Source organism: Vibrio sp. 1249-1, from assembly GCF_033340495.1.
Genome location: NZ_JAWOWJ010000004.1, coordinates 127053 through 144727 on the forward strand (window position 1 = coordinate 127053; position 17675 = coordinate 144727).

Below are 17675 nucleotides of genomic sequence, written 5' to 3' on the forward strand. Positions count from 1 at the left end.
GGCGATTTTTTCTCCAGTGTAACCTAAGCGCAGTATACTGAAATTTCTTCAGCGCCCAAGCTGTTTATATATTTATCAATATTAAAGCTCTTTATCGCCAGCTTTAGATTTGTATTTGTGGATTTACTTATATGGAAAATTGGTGTGTTCAGATCAATAAGCCTTTTCATCAAAAAAGGGCTTTGACTTAGTTCCAATAATTTTCGCCGTTTTACCGCTTTTCCACCCGACTTTTGAGCGATTACCCACTCCTTATTCGCTTGGATTTCTATTAACAACGCACGGAGCAACAAACGCATCGATTTGCCCAGTATCAATACGTTGTGGTATTCGCTCATTCAGTTTGCCGTGAAGGTGATGAATCACCACCTCATCAGTCGATTCGTCACGATCAGAAATGAGGCAATGAGGTAATAACGCATGACACCAGAGATTACATTATGTGTCCAACATTGTGCCCACTCCTAAGTTTCATAACTTCCTTCCCTCGGACGCTTCTATCTCTCACCACAGCAACTATGCTTTAAACGACATGTATTCAATTGTCTAGCTTCAACATATGAAGGTTAAGTGAACATAAACAAGCGAAGGAAACAGGGTCATGGAAGTCGATAAAAATGATAAGTTAACAAAGAAATTACAGGTAGTGATTCATTGGTCTGTAAGAGTATTGTCGATAGTTATGTTGTTTGTAATCGTCATGGGTGTGATAGATGTTGCATGGACGATATATCAAAAACTTATCACGCCACCTAAACTCATTCTGACGATTTCAGATATGCTAGCCACTTTTGGTGCTTTTATGGCCGTTTTAATTGCTATTGAAATTTTCATCAATATAACTATTTACCTGAGAGAAAATGTTATTCATGTAAAAATCGTCATGGCCACCGCGCTGATGGCAATCTCCCGAAAGGTCATTATTATAGACTTTGAAACCTTGTCTCCAATGTACCTGATTGGAATTGCGGCTGTAGTTCTTAGTATGAGTCTTGGTTACTGGCTGATCCATAAACTGCCCAATAAGAGCCATACTGAATAAACTTCTCAGCCTCCCGACTTTTCAGATACTCTCACGGCATGAAAAAGTCTTGTCTTGGCACGTTGAAGCTAATAAATTCCTCCATGCTAGGCTCTATATACTGCGAGACTACAAGATTATAGAGTAGTGCCTAAGCGGAGAAATTATCGATATTGTTTTCTAGCAGCTAATCTTTGAGTATTGGCACAGCTCAATGGGGGCAAGTGTTGCTCCAGTTCCCCCATCTGATATATACCCTCAACATCTATGCATTTTACTTTCAACTCCTTCAGCTCAGTTTGCGAAACAGCCTTAAAGGTCAAAGTAACTTTCAATCCCATTCAGAGTGTTGGTCGTGGCCACAGCGGCTAATATCAACCCCATGATCCGACTTACAGCACTAGCTCCTGTATTCCCAATAATCCTGTGTATGCCGCTGGCCATTAATAGCAAGATATAAACAACCAATAGTACCAGCAGCATCATAGCCACGGTCTGGACTTGCTCCCAAATATTAAACCGCACGTTCTCTGTGAGTAAAACGGCGGCTAATATTGCGCCAGGGCTAGCAATTGATGGAATGGCTAGAGGAAAAACTGCTGTATCATGATGACTATTGAGCGTTCTGATTTCTTCTGCTGGTTTACTCTCACCAAATATCATAGTCAAAGCAAACAAGAACAATACGATACCGCCCGAGATTTGAAACGCAGACAAGGGAATACGCATTGCTGTAAGTATGATTTCACCAGCAACAACAAAAAACAGTAGGATAGCAGCGGAGAATAGAGTCGCAAACAGAGCGACCTTACGCTTTGCCACTTCTTCATAGCTTTTTGTGGCTGCGATAAAAACGGGCACAGTACCTATGGGATCGATGACAGCAAAGAAAAAGATAAAAGTTGCCACAAAGTCAATCATGCTACTTTCTCCAGTACTAATTTAGCTTTAAGGATAGAAGATCAGCTTGAAGTAGCAGAGAAAATGTTTGACGCTAACATAGCGAGAGCTCATTCAGAAAAACAAAAATGGTGCGTTATTTACAATACAGAACTTACTTCTATCCTATCGATAACTATTAATATCTCAAAGGTAATGACTACCATACCCAACGGTAGTCGCCATCGCTTTAGACTTCTCAGAGAACATCAAAAAAACAAGTGAACGAGAAGAATATCGACGTCATAAGATAGTGAGGCTTTAGTGTTTATACCAGTGCTCTTTTGACTCCATTTGAGCTTTTACTTCTGCACTATATTCAGCAGTAGGTCGTGCCAATAACCTTGGAATGCCGATAGGTTCTCCGGACTCTAAACAATAGCCATACTCCCCTGCGCGCAAGCGAGCCAACGATTGTTGAATCTTAGGTAACAGCTTTTGCTCTCTATCTATGATTCTTAATGCGATTGCAGATTGCTCCTCACTGGACGCCCTATCGCTTTCGTCACTGAATTCCATTGGCGCAATCATCTCTTCTTTCGCGCGTTCAATATGCGCTAACGTCAATTCATAAAGCTCAAATAATCGGTTTTCAAAAAACGCTAGCTGAGCTTCATTCATATAATCCGCCTCGGGCGCTGCAAGAATTTCTTCTTCTGTCATGACATGCTTTTTCTCTTCGTTCATAGAACCTCCACACCGAGATAAGAGTTTGATCTCTAAATTCCGGACATCTGAACCTGTGCAACTAAACGACAAATAAAGCCGCCAATAAGGTGCAGTGCTCGACACACTCACAAACTGCTTGATGCCAGAGTTAAGATCACCGACTATATTAATTGTTATATTATAACATTACACTATAAAGAGCATGAGCATGAACACCCAGAAACTCCCTGTTACGGTTTTGTCCGGCTTTCTAGGCGCAGGAAAAACAACCGTTTTAAGTCATATTCTTAACAATAGACAAGGCAGAAAAGTTGCGGTCATCGTCAACGACATGAGCGAAGTCAACATCGATGCAGCGACCGTTCAGAATGAAGTTTCTCTCAACCACAGTGAAGAAAAGTTGGTTGAAATGAGTAACGGTTGCATCTGTTGTACCCTGCGTGAAGATCTGCTTGAAGAAGTCACTAAACTCGCGCAAGAAGGCAGATTCGATTACTTAGTTATCGAGTCCACTGGCATCGCCGAGCCACTCCCCGTTGCAGAGACTTTTACTTTTGCCGATGAAAACGGGCTCTCACTTTCAGACGTTGCACGTTTAGACACCATGGTTACAGTAGTTGATGCGATTAACTTTCTGCGTGATTACGATGAAGCTAAGTTCTTAACAGAGACAGCCGAATCCTTAGGTGAAGACGATGAACGCAGCGTCGCCGACTTGCTCGTTGATCAAGTAGAGTTCGCTGACGTTATCTTGATAAGTAAAACCGACCTCGCTGAGAAATCAGAAATCGAAAGGCTTCTTGCTATTCTTAAAACTCTCAATACATCGGCCACTATTCTTCCTATCTCGAATGGTGAAGTAGAACTTGATGCGGTACTCGACACACAAAGCTTCAGTTTTGAAAAGGCACAACAAGCCCCAGGTTGGTTGAAGGAAATGCGAGGCGAGCACATACCTGAAACCGAAGAATACGGCATTTCCAGCTTTGCCTATCATGCGAGACGCCCTTTCCATCCAGAGAAGTTTTACGACTTCCTCCACAATGCGAAAGATTACGGCAAACTGATTCGTTCCAAAGGTTACTTTTGGCTAGCAACAAGACCAGAGTTTGTCGGTCAATGGAGCCAAGCGGGAGGCATCGCACGTTATGGTGTTGCGGGTATGTTTTGGAAAGCGATTCCGAAGGAGGAATGGCCGACGGATCAAGATTACCTCGATGCTATAAACGACATTTGGCAAGAACCATACGGCGATATGCGACAAGAATTGGTGTTTATTGGTCAGGGATTAGAGCAAGAGAAATTGATTGCTCGTCTCAACGAATGCTTGTTAACAGAAGATGAGATGGAGCAAGGACTCGACTATTGGTTATCTCTGGAAGACCCTTTCCCTGAATGGGAACAGTAAACGACTGAGATACAAAAAAGCCTCTCACCATTCGAGAGGCTTTCTCGTTACACAGAGCCAATTTTGGTATACCGAGCCAATTCAGTAAGTCCGTTCTCGAAACAACCCGAGCAAACATGCAGCGAGGGAATCCTCACCATCGCATTCAAACCGTCTTCTTCTGGCTCAACTTAGCTATTTTCTTTGGCCAAGGATCTTCAAATGTTGCCCCTTGTTGCCATTGCTCCAATTCCACATCCGTTAAAAAGCAGTTTTCCAGCGCATCAATAAACACATCGACTTCGTTTTCTTGCCCAATCACCGTTAAGCGACAACGACGATCACCAAAGCGGCTTTCAACGCTGTCTATCTTATCTTGTAGGATTTGACGATGTTCCTCTGTGAAGTTTTGCGATTCGTCATTGATTACCGAAGCGCGCCAAAAGCCTGTAATTTCAAGCCCCACATTGCCGTTTACTTGGCTCCAAAGTAGTGAAACATCGTCTCGAGTTGGGAACCAAAAGAACCCCTTACTGCGGAACACACCTTTAGTTAAATACTGATGGCAGGTATTCCACAAACGCGCAGGATGAAAAGGTCGATCATCTTTGATCACTTTGGCGACAAGGCTTTGTTCGTCTTTATCAGAGAGATTCAACGGCTCATTCGCCGTCTCACGAAGTTCTGCGGTTAACTGCTCAACGAGGAAGAAATTGTAGTCTTGCTCACCTTTCAACATGCGGATATCTAAGTTTCCCCATGACGTTTTGATTATCTCGGTGTAAACATTAAGCGGGTGAATCGCCTGCGCGATGTTGCGAACGGTATTGTCGTCCACTTTGTCCGTCTTGGTGAGCATGATACGGTTTGAGAACATGATTTGCTCTACCAACAAGTTTTCAACGCCGCGAACACCCTGCTGTACGTTCTTTTGCCACTTCGGAATTAAGGCAGAGCCTTGTCGATAGTCATCTCGCAACCAAGTCGCATCCACCAACGTAATCACGTCTTTGAGAGCGAATTGTGCGTTATTTTTGAAATACTCAACCAAAGGCAAAGGATGACTACTGCCCGATGTTTCAATCACAATCCATTCTGGCGATTTTTCTGCGCAGAGCTTTTTAAGGGCTTTATCGAGCTGCTTTACACCACTCAGGCTGCTGATGCTGTCTCCACTGATCGTGACAAAGTTGCCCTGCTCTTCACTCACCGCATCGGTATTTAAGATAAGCACGCCATCGACGTCTAACTCACTCATGTCATTCACAATAACTGACAGATCAACACCAGAATAATCGGCTTGTTGAAGAATATTGCGTAAAAACGTGGTCTTCCCTGACCCGAGAAACCCATGCAAAATGGTGACTGGAATTGATGGCATACCTTTGACCTACAAACTCTGGATGAATGCATGTTATAACATAACAATTTGATGAGTTATAGAAGGAATCCAATTGCTGTCTTGTACCCAAAGATTAAGAGTCGGTTAAGACCACAGAGGCTGATTTTTCAGAGCTAGCCTTCGTTTCTCATCACGTTTCATCACCAGCAAAGGTCTGACTATTGATAAAAATAATAAGTGGTTACAAAACGACCATTGCTTTGTTTATAAAATTGGAGAAAGATGACAGTACAGCGATTTATAGGAGGTGGTGTTATGACTTTAGTTCTTACCATTCTTATTTTCCTAAGTTGTATTGCGATGCTCGCGATTGGTGTGATGTTTTCACGTAGGCCGATCAAAGGCGGAGGTTGTTGCAAAGCGTCCGATGTTGCGGATGTGGGCGCACGTAAAAGAAAAAATCGCAGTCATTATTCTTCTAGGAACACATATTGACACTCACCTATTGCTCCAACCTCACAACACAAAATAGCATAACTGAGCCCTAACAAATTGTCGGGACTCAGTTTTTCGTTTCTACTAGATAATCAAACTCTGATACTCGCGCCAAAAATGAAGGTTTCTGGATGTTAGGAAGCGACTTCGCGATAGGTAAGTCGGCTTTCATTGCATCAACCGGACGATTACGAACTAAAACTTCAAAATGTAAATGTGGTCCGGTTGAACGACCAGTATTCCCAGAGAGGGCTATTTTTTGCCCACGCTTTATAACTTGACCTTTTTTAACCAAGATTTTATTCAAGTGTAGGTAACGAGTTTTGTACACACTGTTATGTTCAATCACTAAATAATTACCGGCATAAGGGTGCTTGCGGACCGCAATTACTTTTCCATCCCCAGTAGAATAAACTGGCGCACCGATTGGTGTCGCGAAATCCGTTCCGTTATGCGGGGTGACTCTTTCCGTCACTGGGTGTTTACGCTTAGGGTTAAACCCAGAGGTGATTCGGCGGTATGCCCTATCGACAGGATAACGGTTAAACGCTCGCTCCAAACTGTTACCAGCTCTATCATAGAACCGTCCATCCTCGGCTAGAAATGCAGCGACTTCGCCCTTCGCTAAGTTAAAAGAAATAGCCTTAATCTCACTATTGCCAGTTTTGTGTTCACCTAAATATTGCTGTTTCACTAATATATCGAAACGGTCACCGGCTCTAAGAGATCGCGCAAAATCAATCTTATCTTTCATCACCTGCGTAATATTTGCGACGTGGCCTAATGCCAATCCTACTCGATGTGCCGAGACTGAAAAACTCCCTTTGATTTCTCCCGAAAATAAGGTTTCACGCCATTCCCCTGAAATTTCCTGAAATTCGTAAGAGAAGGAGCCATCGTTTTCTCTAGTGTAGATAGCCTTCTCTACAAGGCTCATATGATAAATTAGTCGACTCAATTGCCCCATGTCATCCATCACTAATTCAAGCTCTTCTCCGGGCTGAATCATATCTAGCTGGAGGTGATCAAGATCAACTGAGAGAATTTGCTGCAAAATACCGTAAGGGAGACCCAATTGAGCGAAGATACCACTGAGCGTATCTCCCACTTTAACTATGTAGTGTATTTGTTTAGGTTTAGGTTTAGGCAACGGAGTCAAACTGCTATCTGAGGGAACCACTATCTTTGATGATGGAGGTGGTGACGAATCACTGCTTTGATTCAGTTGAGTGCTGTGACTATCTTGATTTGGCTCATCCTCTGTAGGTAGAAGCAAAGCGACCGAAAAACAAAACACAGCAACGATTAAAGCAATAAATTTAAACTGACTCATGAGAAACTAAGTATCAATAACAACTATTGTTATGTTATAACATATCTAGGATTATTTTTACTCAGTTTAGTAAACGTTTATTCAGTTCACTGGATTGGCTAAGAGAAGACCAGTCATTCAACCCATTCTCTTTGAGAAGGCTCAATAATGAACACATTCAATTCAGCACTTATCGTTGCAGGAACACACGGAAACGAACTTTCTGGTATTTATTTACATAAACTAATCAAAGAAAAACGTTACTCTGTCAATAGATCAACCTTTTCAGCCTGCTCGATCATCGCAAACTCCGAAGCAGCAAAACACAACGTCCGATACATCGATACAGACTTAAATCGCGAGTTCTCAGCAATGAATAGCAATCATTGTCCTGATTTGCATGAAAGCAAGATTGCACATCAATTTATCGAAAAATATGCAAACCAAGAAAAACTGTTGATTGTTGACCTGCACAATACAACAAGCAATATGGGAGCGACGTTGATTTTGCTTTCTAACGATGTTTTTTATCGGAAACTGGGCGCGTACGTCAAACAACGAATGCCATCAGCACATATCCTTTTCGAAGAGCGAAAAGAATGGCAAGAGCAACCTTACCTTTGTACTGCTGGGCAATATGGAATAATGATTGAGGTCGGGGCGCAAGCACATGGTGCGCTAGAGTACAGTACGTTGGAGTTGATGAAACAGATGCTTACCGCAGTATTGGACTATGTTGAAAAGCACAACCTCAACCAAATAGGCTTACTGAGCGATTATGAGGCGTTTTTTTACACCGAAGAAATCAGGGTTCCACTTGATCAAGAGGGTATGCGGCAAGCACTAGTACACCCTACTATTTGTGGCAGAGATTTTGAGGCGGTCAAACCAGGAGCACCTTTATTAGCGACTTTCGCTGGTTATGATATCCATTGGAATGGCAAAGGGGAAATTTACCCGCACTTTATCAATGAGAGCGCCTACAGTACCGCAAATATAGCAATGGCCCTCGCTAAAAAAAGACGTGTTTCTTCCGTGTAACTTAAAGCAAGTAATTAGGCCACGTGTAACGTGGATACCTCACCCCATGAATAAAACTGTGCCTGAACCGCATAGGCAGAAAATACGGGTACTAACCCCACCCTAATACGGCAGCATAAGTGCCCTAAGCGCAGCTTTAAAAGAAACCCCACTAGAATTTTAAGGAGGTAAGACATTATGGTTAAAAGGAGAGTTTTCTCTTTTCTATCATGATGCCTTCTCCAAACATCGAAATAATCTATCTTCAAATTGGTCATCTAGACCGGAAGAGATCAGTTCTAGGCGGCTTTCTGAACACTCGTCTAGTTCAAACTCTGTGAGTCCATCTGATGTTAGATTGTAACCAAAAATACCGCTTCCCGTGATAAAAACCGCTTTCATTCGTTCGACCTTGAGGTCGAGCAGCAATAATCTCAGCTTTTGATGATCGAACACGTTTTCAGCGGATATACGCCAACCGATACTGTAGAAACCTTCCCCCTGATTGGTTGCTTTTAGAATGCCGCTCTCAGGCATAGGCAACTCAGGAACAAGTGACTTTTTCTCTCTTTCACGATAAAGAACAGAGGGCGTTTTTTGCACGTCAATACGAGTCGCTCCCTCACATTCATGAAAAGGGATAGCGCCATGTTCAGCGAAAATCACTTTTGTTTCCCGCAGACCGAGCTTTGCTATATAAGCCGTCAGCTTTTGCTCATCTTCATCTTGATAGAGATCGCGCTTATTACCTACCACTGTATCTGCGATAGTGATTTGCTGGTTAAACGTTTCATGCTCAGTGTACTTAGGATCCGATAGTTTACGTGCATCGACTAAAGTAATGTTTTTTTGCAAAGCGAGAATTTGACGATAATACTCGGTCGATAGCACTTGCAGTACTTCTTTAGGATGACCAAGGCCTGTAGGTTCAATCAACAATCGATCTGGCCTTGCTTCAGACAATAATTGATTTAAGGCGATTTGCATCGGAAGACCTGCTGCACAGCACATACATCCCCCGGGGACCTCTCGAATAAACACTTGGTCTTGTTGTTTTTTTTGGCCTTGTAACAAGCTGCCATCAATACCAACTTCGCCAAATTCATTGACCAATACAGCCCAACGTTCATGACTCGGTTTATGGGTCAATAAGTGCATTATTGCCGATGTTTTCCCCACCCCGAGAAAGCCAGTGATGATGTTAGTCGGCACTCGCGAAATCAGTGGCTTATTAAAGTTCATTGGCAATTCTCCGGTAGCCTTGGACTAGTTCATGGTTGGCAGAAACGACGGATTCGGAAAAAGCTGAATATTCTGGCGGCACTTTAGAGATACTCTCTAAATCAAAACCGACACCAATATTGGTCATCGGTGGTACATGGAAATAAGCGGGTAAATCGAGGCCATCGACGACACAGTTATGACGAATAACACACCTCTCACCGATGACGCTATTGAACACGACGGAGTTGAAGCCAATGAAAACATCATCACAAACCTGGCAAGGACCATGAATAATCGAACGATGAGCAATGGATGAGCGCTCACCAATGGTCACCGCAGCCCCTGCCTTAGAGTGAATTACGACACCATCTTGGATATTGGTGTCACGTTTGATGACGATAGCTTCCATGTCTCCATGGTTATTAACTTCGTCAGCTCGAATAACAGCATAGGGTCCAATAAAAACGTTATCCTCAATAATGACTTTGCCACAGATAATAGCGGTTGGATCGATAAAGGCTGTTGAGGACACCTGTGGCATATGGCCCGTTGGGTTTCTTCTTAACATAATGCTTCCAGTTTGTTTATGGCTCTTTCTTTGCGGTCAGCGACTTAACGATTGAAGGATAAACGCATCGCTCCAGCTGGTTTATCGATGACTTTGTTATTGGCATAAACTAGCGCGCCATTGACCCAAGTCTTTTGAATTTGAGCTGAAAATTCATGTCCAGCAAAAGGCGACCAACCACAGTGATATAAACTGTTTTCGTTGCTAACTCGTGTTGGGGTATGAGCATCAACCAACACCAAATCGGCGTAGTAACCTTCACGAATAAAACCTCGGCCTTGAATGCCATAGCGAATGGCCGGGTTGTGCGCAGTTTTTTCGACTACTTGAGTCAAACTCATATGACCTAAACGGACATGCTCGAAGAGAGTAAGTAACGCATGCTGAACTAACGGCAGTCCGGCTGGAGCCTGCTCGTAAGGCACTTGTTTTTCTTGCCAAGTGTGAGGAGCGTGGTCTGTTGCAATGATATCTATTTGCCCCGTATTTAACGCTTTTAACAACGCATCGCGGTCACTAGGAAACTTGATTGAAGGATTACATTTGATCAAATTACCAAGAGCGCCATAATCTTTGTTGCTGAACCAAAGATGGTGAACACAAGCCTCCGCAGTGATTGATTTATCTCGAATGTCTCCCTCGTCAAAAAGTGCTAGCTCCTTCGCCGTTGTGATGTGCAGCACATGCAGTTGGCTGTGATACTTTTTGGCAAGTTCTACCGCATAAGAAGATGAAGCGTAACAGGCCTCTTCGTCACGCAAAATGGGATGGTCTTCGATAGTGAAACCTGGCTTCTTAAGCCTTTGCTTTTGCTGGTTTTGTTTAATAACAGTCCCACTTTCACAATGAGTAACAATGAGTACTGGAGAGTCACGAAAAATTGACTCTAACGCTTGCGGATCTTCGACTAACAAATTTCCTGTTGATGCCCCCATAAATACTTTCACACCACAATGTTGTTTGGGGTTAAGTTGTTTAATCTGTTCAAGATTGTCTTCGGTTGCACCGAGGTAGAAAGAATAATTCGCAAACGAGCTTTCTTTAGCGAGAGCGAACTTGCGCTCTAACGAGTCAATAGTCGTTGTAGCCGGACTAACATTGGGCATTTCCATGTAGCTTGTAATACCGCCAGCCACCGCTGCCCGCGACTCACTTGCAATTGTGCCTTTATGTGTCAGCCCTGGCTCTCGGAAATGCACTTGATCGTCAATCATGCCTGGCAGTAAATAAGCCCCTTTAGCATCAATTACAATATCTCCGTGTTGTACGGATATATTAGTAGCAATCTTGTCAATTCTTTGATCAACAATACGTAAATCTGTTTCGGTAATGGCTCTTTCGTTGACCACCCGAGCGTTTTTAATCAATGTTGCTGACATAATTCATTCTTTAGATAATTTGAAAAGGTGGCCAATACTCGGTCACCTTGTGAAGCTATAAGGGGAAATCGTGTGTCCGCCTCATAGCGGGCGCTTTGCGCATTCATCGCAAACACAGGAAATCTCAAATTGTGGGCTAAGAACGGTGAAGCCTTCTTGTATGGCTTTCGCACATACGCTAGAAATAACATTGGCTTCAACCGCTATTTCACTAACCTTTCCACACTGAGAGCAAATCAAAAACTGTGGAACGCCATGCTCCTGATCGCACGCGATTTGAGAACAAACGACGTATTTACTAGATGTATTGAGCTTATGGACAAAGTGCTCTGCTTCAAGGAAATCGAGTATTCGATAAACCGACATCGCTTGAATGTTTTGAGAAAAGTTGTGATTGCAGTAGTCAACTAGTTCGTAGGCAGAAAGCGGCTTCTCCGCATATAGCAGTGAAGTCAGTATCAATTTCCGTTTAGTAGTGAGTTGTTTACCTCGCAGCAGGCAGATTTTCTCTACCTGCTTCATGACGTCATCTACCGTTTTGAGCTTTCTCATATCTCTAGATGAAATCCAATGTGAGTAGTAAGCGACGTTCATTGTCTGCAACATGTGGAGAGCGATGTATAAGTCCAGTGGCTTCATTGCCTTCCCAACCACTTCCTTTGAGCAGGGCAACATCGCCAGGCTGCATTCGTCGTATGGCACTTTCAGAGTCGTATAAGCCCGATAGGTGATCAGGTTGACCAAGACTACCGGCACCGAGTTTAGTGCGATCAATGGTATCGTTGGTTAACCATTCGGTCGCTCGGCCGGTATAAGTTATGACAAGTCTGCAAGGCACACGATCAAAGTGAAATTTCGGGCACATCGGGCTGTCTAGGCGAGTTAGCCTCAAACCTGCTTCTTTAACCTCAAACAAACAGCAGAACATATCGACGATTAAAGCAACATCTTCACTCAGCGCATCAGCACACGCATAGCCCTTTAACTTGCTTCGTACCCATTGTGCAGCATCATCTGGCGTGACACTTTGTACCAGTGCCAATCTAGGCTCCTGTGCCAGCATCAGATTAATGTCCTTCGTCAACTCTTTCGAGAGCGTTCGCTGCCATATGGCAATATTGTGCTCTGGTTTGTAGATGTCGCTAAGTATGTTCGCTGATGTCGATATCGCCAACGATGATGTTGTTTGGACACGAAGCGGGTTCTCAACTACATCAATGCTCATATATCTTCCTCCCAAGCGTTAAAAAGGTCAGGTAAAGGTTTTAATAACGTTGATTTTCTAGGGCTATGAGACCTAGTAATCGTTACGATTTCGCTCTAGTTCACGGACATATTGACACAGTCCCACCCCATGTAGAGTCAAGTCAGACAACGCTTGTGAAGAAATCAACGTTTACTCTCTCTCAATAGGAGACTACTGGTTGTGAGATCAATTCTTTAAACAACAAATTGTAGAGCCCCAAACAAAGCAATGTTATAACATAACAATTAATCTTTTCAATATTTACCTTTTTTGATTAAAAATAATTAGGGGAACATCATGAGCATGCGAGCACGGAAATTATATTCCGCGATTAGAAAAGTAACGCGTAGGTGAATCGCCATAGACCCGACGAAACATCGCGATAAAGTTGCTGGGCGTCGAATAACCCAAAGCATGTGCAACCGCTCCTACAGATTCCCCTCGAGCTATCATTTCTAATGAATGTATTAGCAGTACTTGTTGCCGCCATTCATTAAAACTCATGTTTAACTCACTTCGAATCAATCGTCTTAACGTCCGAGATGAGACTGCCCCAATATTGGCCCAATGCTCCACAGAATGTTTGCTGTTTGGGTCTATTAAAATTGCTTGAGTAACTTTTTGCAGTCTCGGATCTCTGGGCAGCGGGATGTGGAGTGACTCATGAGGGCTATTGACGATTTCATCGGATATTACGGCAAGAATACGTAAAGACTGTATGGATAGATCGTCTGTTTTGCTCCATATCGATGCTCTAACCGATAGGGCTTTCAACACATCGCTCATTTGGATAACACAAGGTCTCATTGGAAACCGCTCACAACTCTCTGGAGTAAACAGTAATGAACGACCTTTCAGAGAACCACAAAAATAAACACTGTGCATCGCACCCGGGGGGATCCAACCAGCTCGGTGAGGTGGTAGTATCCACGTTCCTTCATCGGTTTTGACCTGAATTAGCCCTTCATCTATACACAGTAACTGGCCTCGATGATGACTGTGCCAATTATGTGGCCGTTGATCCAAATGGTTGAAGTCGCTCCTTTCATGCTGCCACTCCTTAACGATCAGTGCGGCGCCATTTTTCCATTCGCTGTAATCAGAGTTTGTCACTTTATTTACTCAATTCCATTTTGGCCATTATTCATTATTTTCTGTCCTCTTAACGTTACCATAGCAAGTTAGCGTTCGAGTAACATTTTAGCAACGACCATTTTATCGAAGGCAGAACCATCATGAACGAACCTATCTTTATTATCTATTACATTACGGCAGGCTTGGGCATTGGCTTTCTCGCAGGACTCGTTGGTGTGGGTGGTGGTGGAATGGCCGTCCCTATTTTTGCGTTTCTATTTTCACTACAGGGAATAGCTGATACGGAAGTAGTGCATCTTGCGTTGGGGACATCAATGGCTTCGATGATTGTTACAACATTGGGCAGCATGCGCGCTCACTACAAAAAAGAGAATGTAGACTCGACAATGGTAGTAAAAATGTTGAGCGGAGTTCTAGTCGGAACATTTTGCGCCACATTCGTAGCATCGTATCTACAAGGAGTCTATCTGGCAGGCTTTTTCAGCGTATTCATGTTGTATGTTGCTTATAAGATGTTTCTCAACACTGAAAATGAGTACAACCCTAACCCGCATGGGGCTATCGGTAATATCACTGTAGGCTCGGTCATTGGCTCTGTATCAGCACTTGTCTCTATAAGCGGTGCGGGGTTGATCATCCCCTATCTTGTCCAGCAAAATTTTGAAGTAAAACGTGCTATTGGAACCTCTGCTGCGATAGGTTTCCCTATCGCGCTGTCAGGAAGCCTCGGTTACATGTTAAACGGATGGGAAAATACAGATTGGAACAACTTAGTCTTAGGATACATATACCTTCCTGCAATGCTCAGCTTCTCCATTAGTAGCTACTTAACTACTAGCCTCGGCGTGCGTTGTGCAGAGTATTTCCCAAATAAAGTTCTTAAGAAAATCGTTGGTATTTTGTGTATTCTTCTAAGTTTCAAAATGTTGGTACAAGTACTTAGTTAGAGCAAATAACACGGTCACTAGTAGGCCTTGCACTATGGTGAAAGGATAAGCCTGCAAAAACTTACTTCTCGCTTTGCTGGTCCAAGCACACAATGTGTAAGAAAGCTCCTCATTGTTGCACTCTTATGACTTTGTTAACCTGGCCAGAATTACATCCAAAATGTGCCGATGATTGTCCTTTCTGGAAACCTCGTCACGCTCCTGGCAAAGTGCTTCCTCCCCTTCTGATGCGAGAATTTTAATGCCACGCTCAGTACATTCTGCGAACGCACTAAACTGACTCGCACTGGGGATCTCTTGAAATGTTACATTGGGAAGAGCAACAAGTGATTCGGCTGGTGTCAGTGCGGGATATAGCCGATCAGAGAGCGCCACCACGGTGATAGCATTGTTCATCAAGGCCAGAGTTTCAGGGACAAAAGTTTTCGTTAGCTCAGGGTTGATAACGACGACCGATTTCAGTTTGTTTTCAGACTGAAATCGGGGAAATTTTTGATCCGGGATGCTGGTAATATCAACGTTATTTTCACGTAACCAATGACAGTCTACATTGGTGGCGTTGTGACACGATGTTCGATATTTCTCCGGGCTTATTTGCGCTCCGGAGAGCATCAGCATAGATGTGCCGCCCAGAAAAAAGCCGACCCCCTGCACTGCATCAGTATCTACGCCTCCGGACAGTATCCCGACCGAACTTAATTCGTTCAGCCCAAGCACCAAATCACTGGTTCTGAATGTGATTTCATCGACAGCCATTTCTGCATTGATTTCGTTCGGTGCAGGAGGCTTTGGTACCACAACGACATAACCTTGTTGCGCCAGGCTCGAGGCTATCCAACCACTGTGGGAAAACGCTGACCGTGTTCCGCCCTGCGACAAAAGCACAACGGGAAATTTTCCACTTGCTAAAGGGGCATCTAACTGCGTTTCGACTGATTTAAAAATGTTCCCCCTACCAAACGTGAAATTGTTTTTTTCGTTCGTTGTGGGATACCAATAATAGACTTCTACTGGCTTATCTCTGTCTTCACTGAATCCCGTTTTGATTGTTAGCGCAGAATGGTATTTCGGCTCATTCGTACTGGCGCTGGCACTGACACACAATGTAGCGAGTAGAAACGACATTATTATTTTGGTTTTCATTTTTCCCTCAGCCGGTCAACACATTATTCTGCACGGCATCTAGAAAAATAACGCGCAGGAGATTCTCCATATATTTTGCGAAACATAGCAATTAAGCTATTCATAGTCGAGGTAACCCAAAGAAAATGATAGACCGCTCCAGCTAGAGCCTTTCTTTTCAATAATTTTCTGCGGATATCCACCATGCAGAAGTTTGTACTTTACTCATTGTAAACGACTAATCATGGCCTCTTAAGGCAACATTAGAAAACCAACCGTATTCACAATCCATAACTCCATAACTCATAGTTACACCGATGTATATCTAAGTGAGCTGAAGCTTCATTGCCCATCCAGTGCCCTTTGCATTTTTATAGCAAGGTAGCCAAGCACCATTTTATTACGGACCATTGCTGCCTGCGCTAATGCTTTTGTTTTGTATCGTAACTGATTTGCTTACTGACGTTCTTTAGTTGCACTCCTACCTTATTAAATGCCTTTTGAATAGTTGTGGAAACATGCTGGCGGCCCTCTCCTTCAAAAAAGTTAGCTCGATCTTGCTTCGTTTCGAATACACAGACTATTTCTAAACTTTGTGGAAAAGAAGAGAATTTGACGGTATGAGTCACCCAAAGAAAGCCATCGTAGCCTTTTAGCGTATCTTCACAAACTTCGGTCAACACTTCTCTAATTAGATTCTCGACCTTCTTATCTGATTTGCGCATGAATTAAACTGCCTTCCTATCTAACGCCTTTAATTAGGTCTCAGTCTACATTGTCTTAAACAGTATTTGGCAGTGGTATTTAGTCAATAGCCTGTAGATGAGGTTATTCGCACGAAGATTTACCGACCTACTCGCTTCGAACTACATCTTACGCTGTTAAAAATAAGCGCTTTGCAACTCTACAAAACGCTTCTAACTTATTAGATTATTTTAAGTGTGTTTCAAGGAATGCAGAAACCTTGTCCATTGCAATGCCGACTGCTTCTGGATGGTCATACAGTTCATAGTGAGACCAATTTTCCAAATTAACCAGCTGTCGGTCTTTTGATTGAACAGAGCGGCCATAAATTTCCTGCCCATCACGATAAGCACCAAACGCCCCGACTTTTTGCCCTACCACGGCCATAACAGGCTGAGTCAATAACGTTTCGGCAAATGCAAAGGCATCCCAGCTCAGTGTTTTCTGTGCATGTGAAAACAGCATACGAGTTGCACCACCTTCGGTTTGTCCACGTGATGTTTTGTAGTATTCAGTAGCTTCGAACACGTCTCGTTCTGTTAATCCATTTTCTTTTGCAAATTCAATATTTGGAGGAAGAAGTTCATCGATTTTCAGCTCTGAGCCGCGAGCTTCGGCTGTTCTCTGTGCAGCCATAGCTTCAAGATTGGCGATAGGGTCGTACATACTAAAGCCTTCACGGAACAAGCGGCCTAAGTTAACAGGCGTAATACCTACGACAGCTTTCAAGCGCTTTTCGGTTAGGGCTGAATTGATCATGTAACCACCACCGCCGCAGATACCGAGTCCACCAATTCTATTCTCATCGACATATGGTAAAGTTACTGCATAGTCGATAACGCGACTGATATCTTCAACACGTTGACTTGGGTCTTCTACGTAGCGAGGCAATCCTCCCGATTCTCCTTGGAAGCTCGCGTCAAATGCGATCACGACGTAACCTAACTCAGCAAGGGCTTTACCATAGACAGCGCTGGATGTTTGTTCTTTACAACTACCAAAAGGATGAACGCTTATCATTGTTGGGTAGCGTTTCGATTCATTGAAGCCTTCTGGAAATAAAATTAATGCAGACATATCCCAAGCCATATCAGCATTTCTAAAAGTGATTTTTTGCATATTCATAATCAATACCTTAAGAGTAAAAAGCCTTGAGAGCAGAAAG

General features: G+C 43.2%; 18 protein-coding genes. 4 read left to right on the forward strand and 14 right to left on the reverse strand.

What is annotated here, in order from left to right; genetic code table 11:
- Positions 1-23 precede the first annotated feature (23 nt).
- Positions 24-338, reverse strand: a complete 315-nt coding sequence (locus tag R7Z50_RS09540) for a hypothetical protein (protein WP_104976547.1) — start codon at positions 336-338, stop codon at positions 24-26.
- Between the two features lie 263 nt (positions 339-601).
- On the opposite strand from R7Z50_RS09540, the gene R7Z50_RS09545 reads away from it, so the two are divergent.
- On the forward strand, positions 602-1042 hold the full coding sequence (locus R7Z50_RS09545) for a phosphate-starvation-inducible PsiE family protein (protein WP_104976546.1): 441 nt from the start codon (positions 602-604) through the stop codon (positions 1040-1042).
- Positions 1043-1333: 291 nt separating this feature from the next.
- Here the strand turns inward: R7Z50_RS09545 and R7Z50_RS09550 are convergent, their stop codons facing one another.
- Both R7Z50_RS09550 and R7Z50_RS09555 read right to left on the reverse strand, forming a co-directional pair.
- Positions 1334-1942 carry a MarC family protein gene (locus R7Z50_RS09550; RefSeq protein ID WP_017635732.1) on the reverse strand — a complete coding sequence of 203 codons (609 nt, stop codon included), beginning with the start codon at positions 1940-1942 and terminating at the stop codon, positions 1334-1336.
- A 279-nt stretch (positions 1943-2221) separates the two neighbouring features.
- The gene (locus R7Z50_RS09555) at positions 2222-2647 is read right to left on the reverse strand and encodes a TraR/DksA C4-type zinc finger protein (RefSeq protein WP_104976545.1); all 426 of its coding nucleotides are present in this window, start codon (positions 2645-2647) and stop codon (positions 2222-2224) included.
- A gap of 190 nt (positions 2648-2837) precedes the next feature.
- Here R7Z50_RS09555 and zigA point away from each other — a divergent pair, with 190 nt between their 5' ends.
- On the forward strand, positions 2838-4037 hold the full coding sequence (zigA, locus tag R7Z50_RS09560; protein ID WP_005375723.1) for a zinc metallochaperone GTPase ZigA: 1200 nt from the start codon (positions 2838-2840) through the stop codon (positions 4035-4037).
- Between the two features lie 145 nt (positions 4038-4182).
- Here the strand turns inward: zigA and R7Z50_RS09565 are convergent, their stop codons facing one another.
- Complete coding sequence (locus R7Z50_RS09565) at positions 4183-5397, reverse strand: CobW family GTP-binding protein (RefSeq protein WP_206969242.1); 1215 nt, start codon at positions 5395-5397, stop codon at positions 4183-4185.
- 523 nt (positions 5398-5920) lie between these two features.
- A complete protein-coding gene (locus tag R7Z50_RS09575) occupies positions 5921-7186 on the reverse strand; it encodes a peptidoglycan DD-metalloendopeptidase family protein (RefSeq protein WP_318149044.1) in 1266 nt (421 codons plus the stop codon).
- 147 nt (positions 7187-7333) lie between these two features.
- Here R7Z50_RS09575 and R7Z50_RS09580 point away from each other — a divergent pair, with 147 nt between their 5' ends.
- Positions 7334-8206, forward strand: a complete 873-nt coding sequence (locus R7Z50_RS09580) for an aspartoacylase (protein ID WP_047100907.1) — start codon at positions 7334-7336, stop codon at positions 8204-8206.
- A 207-nt stretch (positions 8207-8413) separates the two neighbouring features.
- Here the strand turns inward: R7Z50_RS09580 and R7Z50_RS09585 are convergent, their stop codons facing one another.
- The 6 genes from R7Z50_RS09585 to R7Z50_RS09610 form a co-directional block, all read right to left on the reverse strand.
- Positions 8414-9427 carry a CobW family GTP-binding protein gene (locus R7Z50_RS09585; RefSeq protein ID WP_021707804.1) on the reverse strand — a complete coding sequence of 338 codons (1014 nt, stop codon included), beginning with the start codon at positions 9425-9427 and terminating at the stop codon, positions 8414-8416.
- Positions 9417-9977 (reverse strand): carbonate dehydratase, encoded by a 561-nt coding sequence (locus R7Z50_RS09590; RefSeq protein WP_017821071.1) that lies wholly within the window; start codon positions 9975-9977, stop codon positions 9417-9419. Before R7Z50_RS09590 ends, R7Z50_RS09585 begins: the two co-directional genes overlap by 11 nt.
- A gap of 44 nt (positions 9978-10021) precedes the next feature.
- Entirely contained in the window at positions 10022-11356 is a 1335-nt protein-coding gene (locus R7Z50_RS09595) for a dihydroorotase (RefSeq protein WP_017821072.1), read from the reverse strand.
- Positions 11357-11437: 81 nt separating this feature from the next.
- Entirely contained in the window at positions 11438-11908 is a 471-nt protein-coding gene (locus R7Z50_RS09600; protein ID WP_025767649.1) for a Fur family transcriptional regulator, read from the reverse strand.
- A 4-nt stretch (positions 11909-11912) separates the two neighbouring features.
- Positions 11913-12581 carry a DUF1826 domain-containing protein gene (locus R7Z50_RS09605; RefSeq protein ID WP_005375711.1) on the reverse strand — a complete coding sequence of 223 codons (669 nt, stop codon included), beginning with the start codon at positions 12579-12581 and terminating at the stop codon, positions 11913-11915.
- A 339-nt stretch (positions 12582-12920) separates the two neighbouring features.
- Positions 12921-13715 (reverse strand): AraC family transcriptional regulator, encoded by a 795-nt coding sequence (locus R7Z50_RS09610; protein WP_005375710.1) that lies wholly within the window; start codon positions 13713-13715, stop codon positions 12921-12923.
- A gap of 122 nt (positions 13716-13837) precedes the next feature.
- Here R7Z50_RS09610 and R7Z50_RS09615 point away from each other — a divergent pair, with 122 nt between their 5' ends.
- Positions 13838-14644, forward strand: coding sequence for a sulfite exporter TauE/SafE family protein (locus tag R7Z50_RS09615; RefSeq protein ID WP_318149045.1), 807 nt, complete (start codon positions 13838-13840; stop codon positions 14642-14644).
- A gap of 123 nt (positions 14645-14767) precedes the next feature.
- Here R7Z50_RS09615 and R7Z50_RS09620 read toward each other — a convergent pair whose 3' ends face one another.
- The 3 genes from R7Z50_RS09620 to R7Z50_RS09630 all read right to left on the reverse strand — a co-directional run bounded on the left by R7Z50_RS09620 (position 14768) and on the right by R7Z50_RS09630 (position 17635).
- A complete protein-coding gene (locus R7Z50_RS09620) occupies positions 14768-15787 on the reverse strand; it encodes a hypothetical protein (RefSeq protein WP_318149046.1) in 1020 nt (339 codons plus the stop codon).
- A gap of 401 nt (positions 15788-16188) precedes the next feature.
- Positions 16189-16491, reverse strand: coding sequence for a hypothetical protein (locus tag R7Z50_RS09625; protein ID WP_005375707.1), 303 nt, complete (start codon positions 16489-16491; stop codon positions 16189-16191).
- Positions 16492-16696: 205 nt separating this feature from the next.
- Positions 16697-17635 (reverse strand): alpha/beta hydrolase, encoded by a 939-nt coding sequence (locus R7Z50_RS09630; RefSeq protein ID WP_005375705.1) that lies wholly within the window; start codon positions 17633-17635, stop codon positions 16697-16699.
- Positions 17636-17675 lie beyond the last annotated feature (40 nt).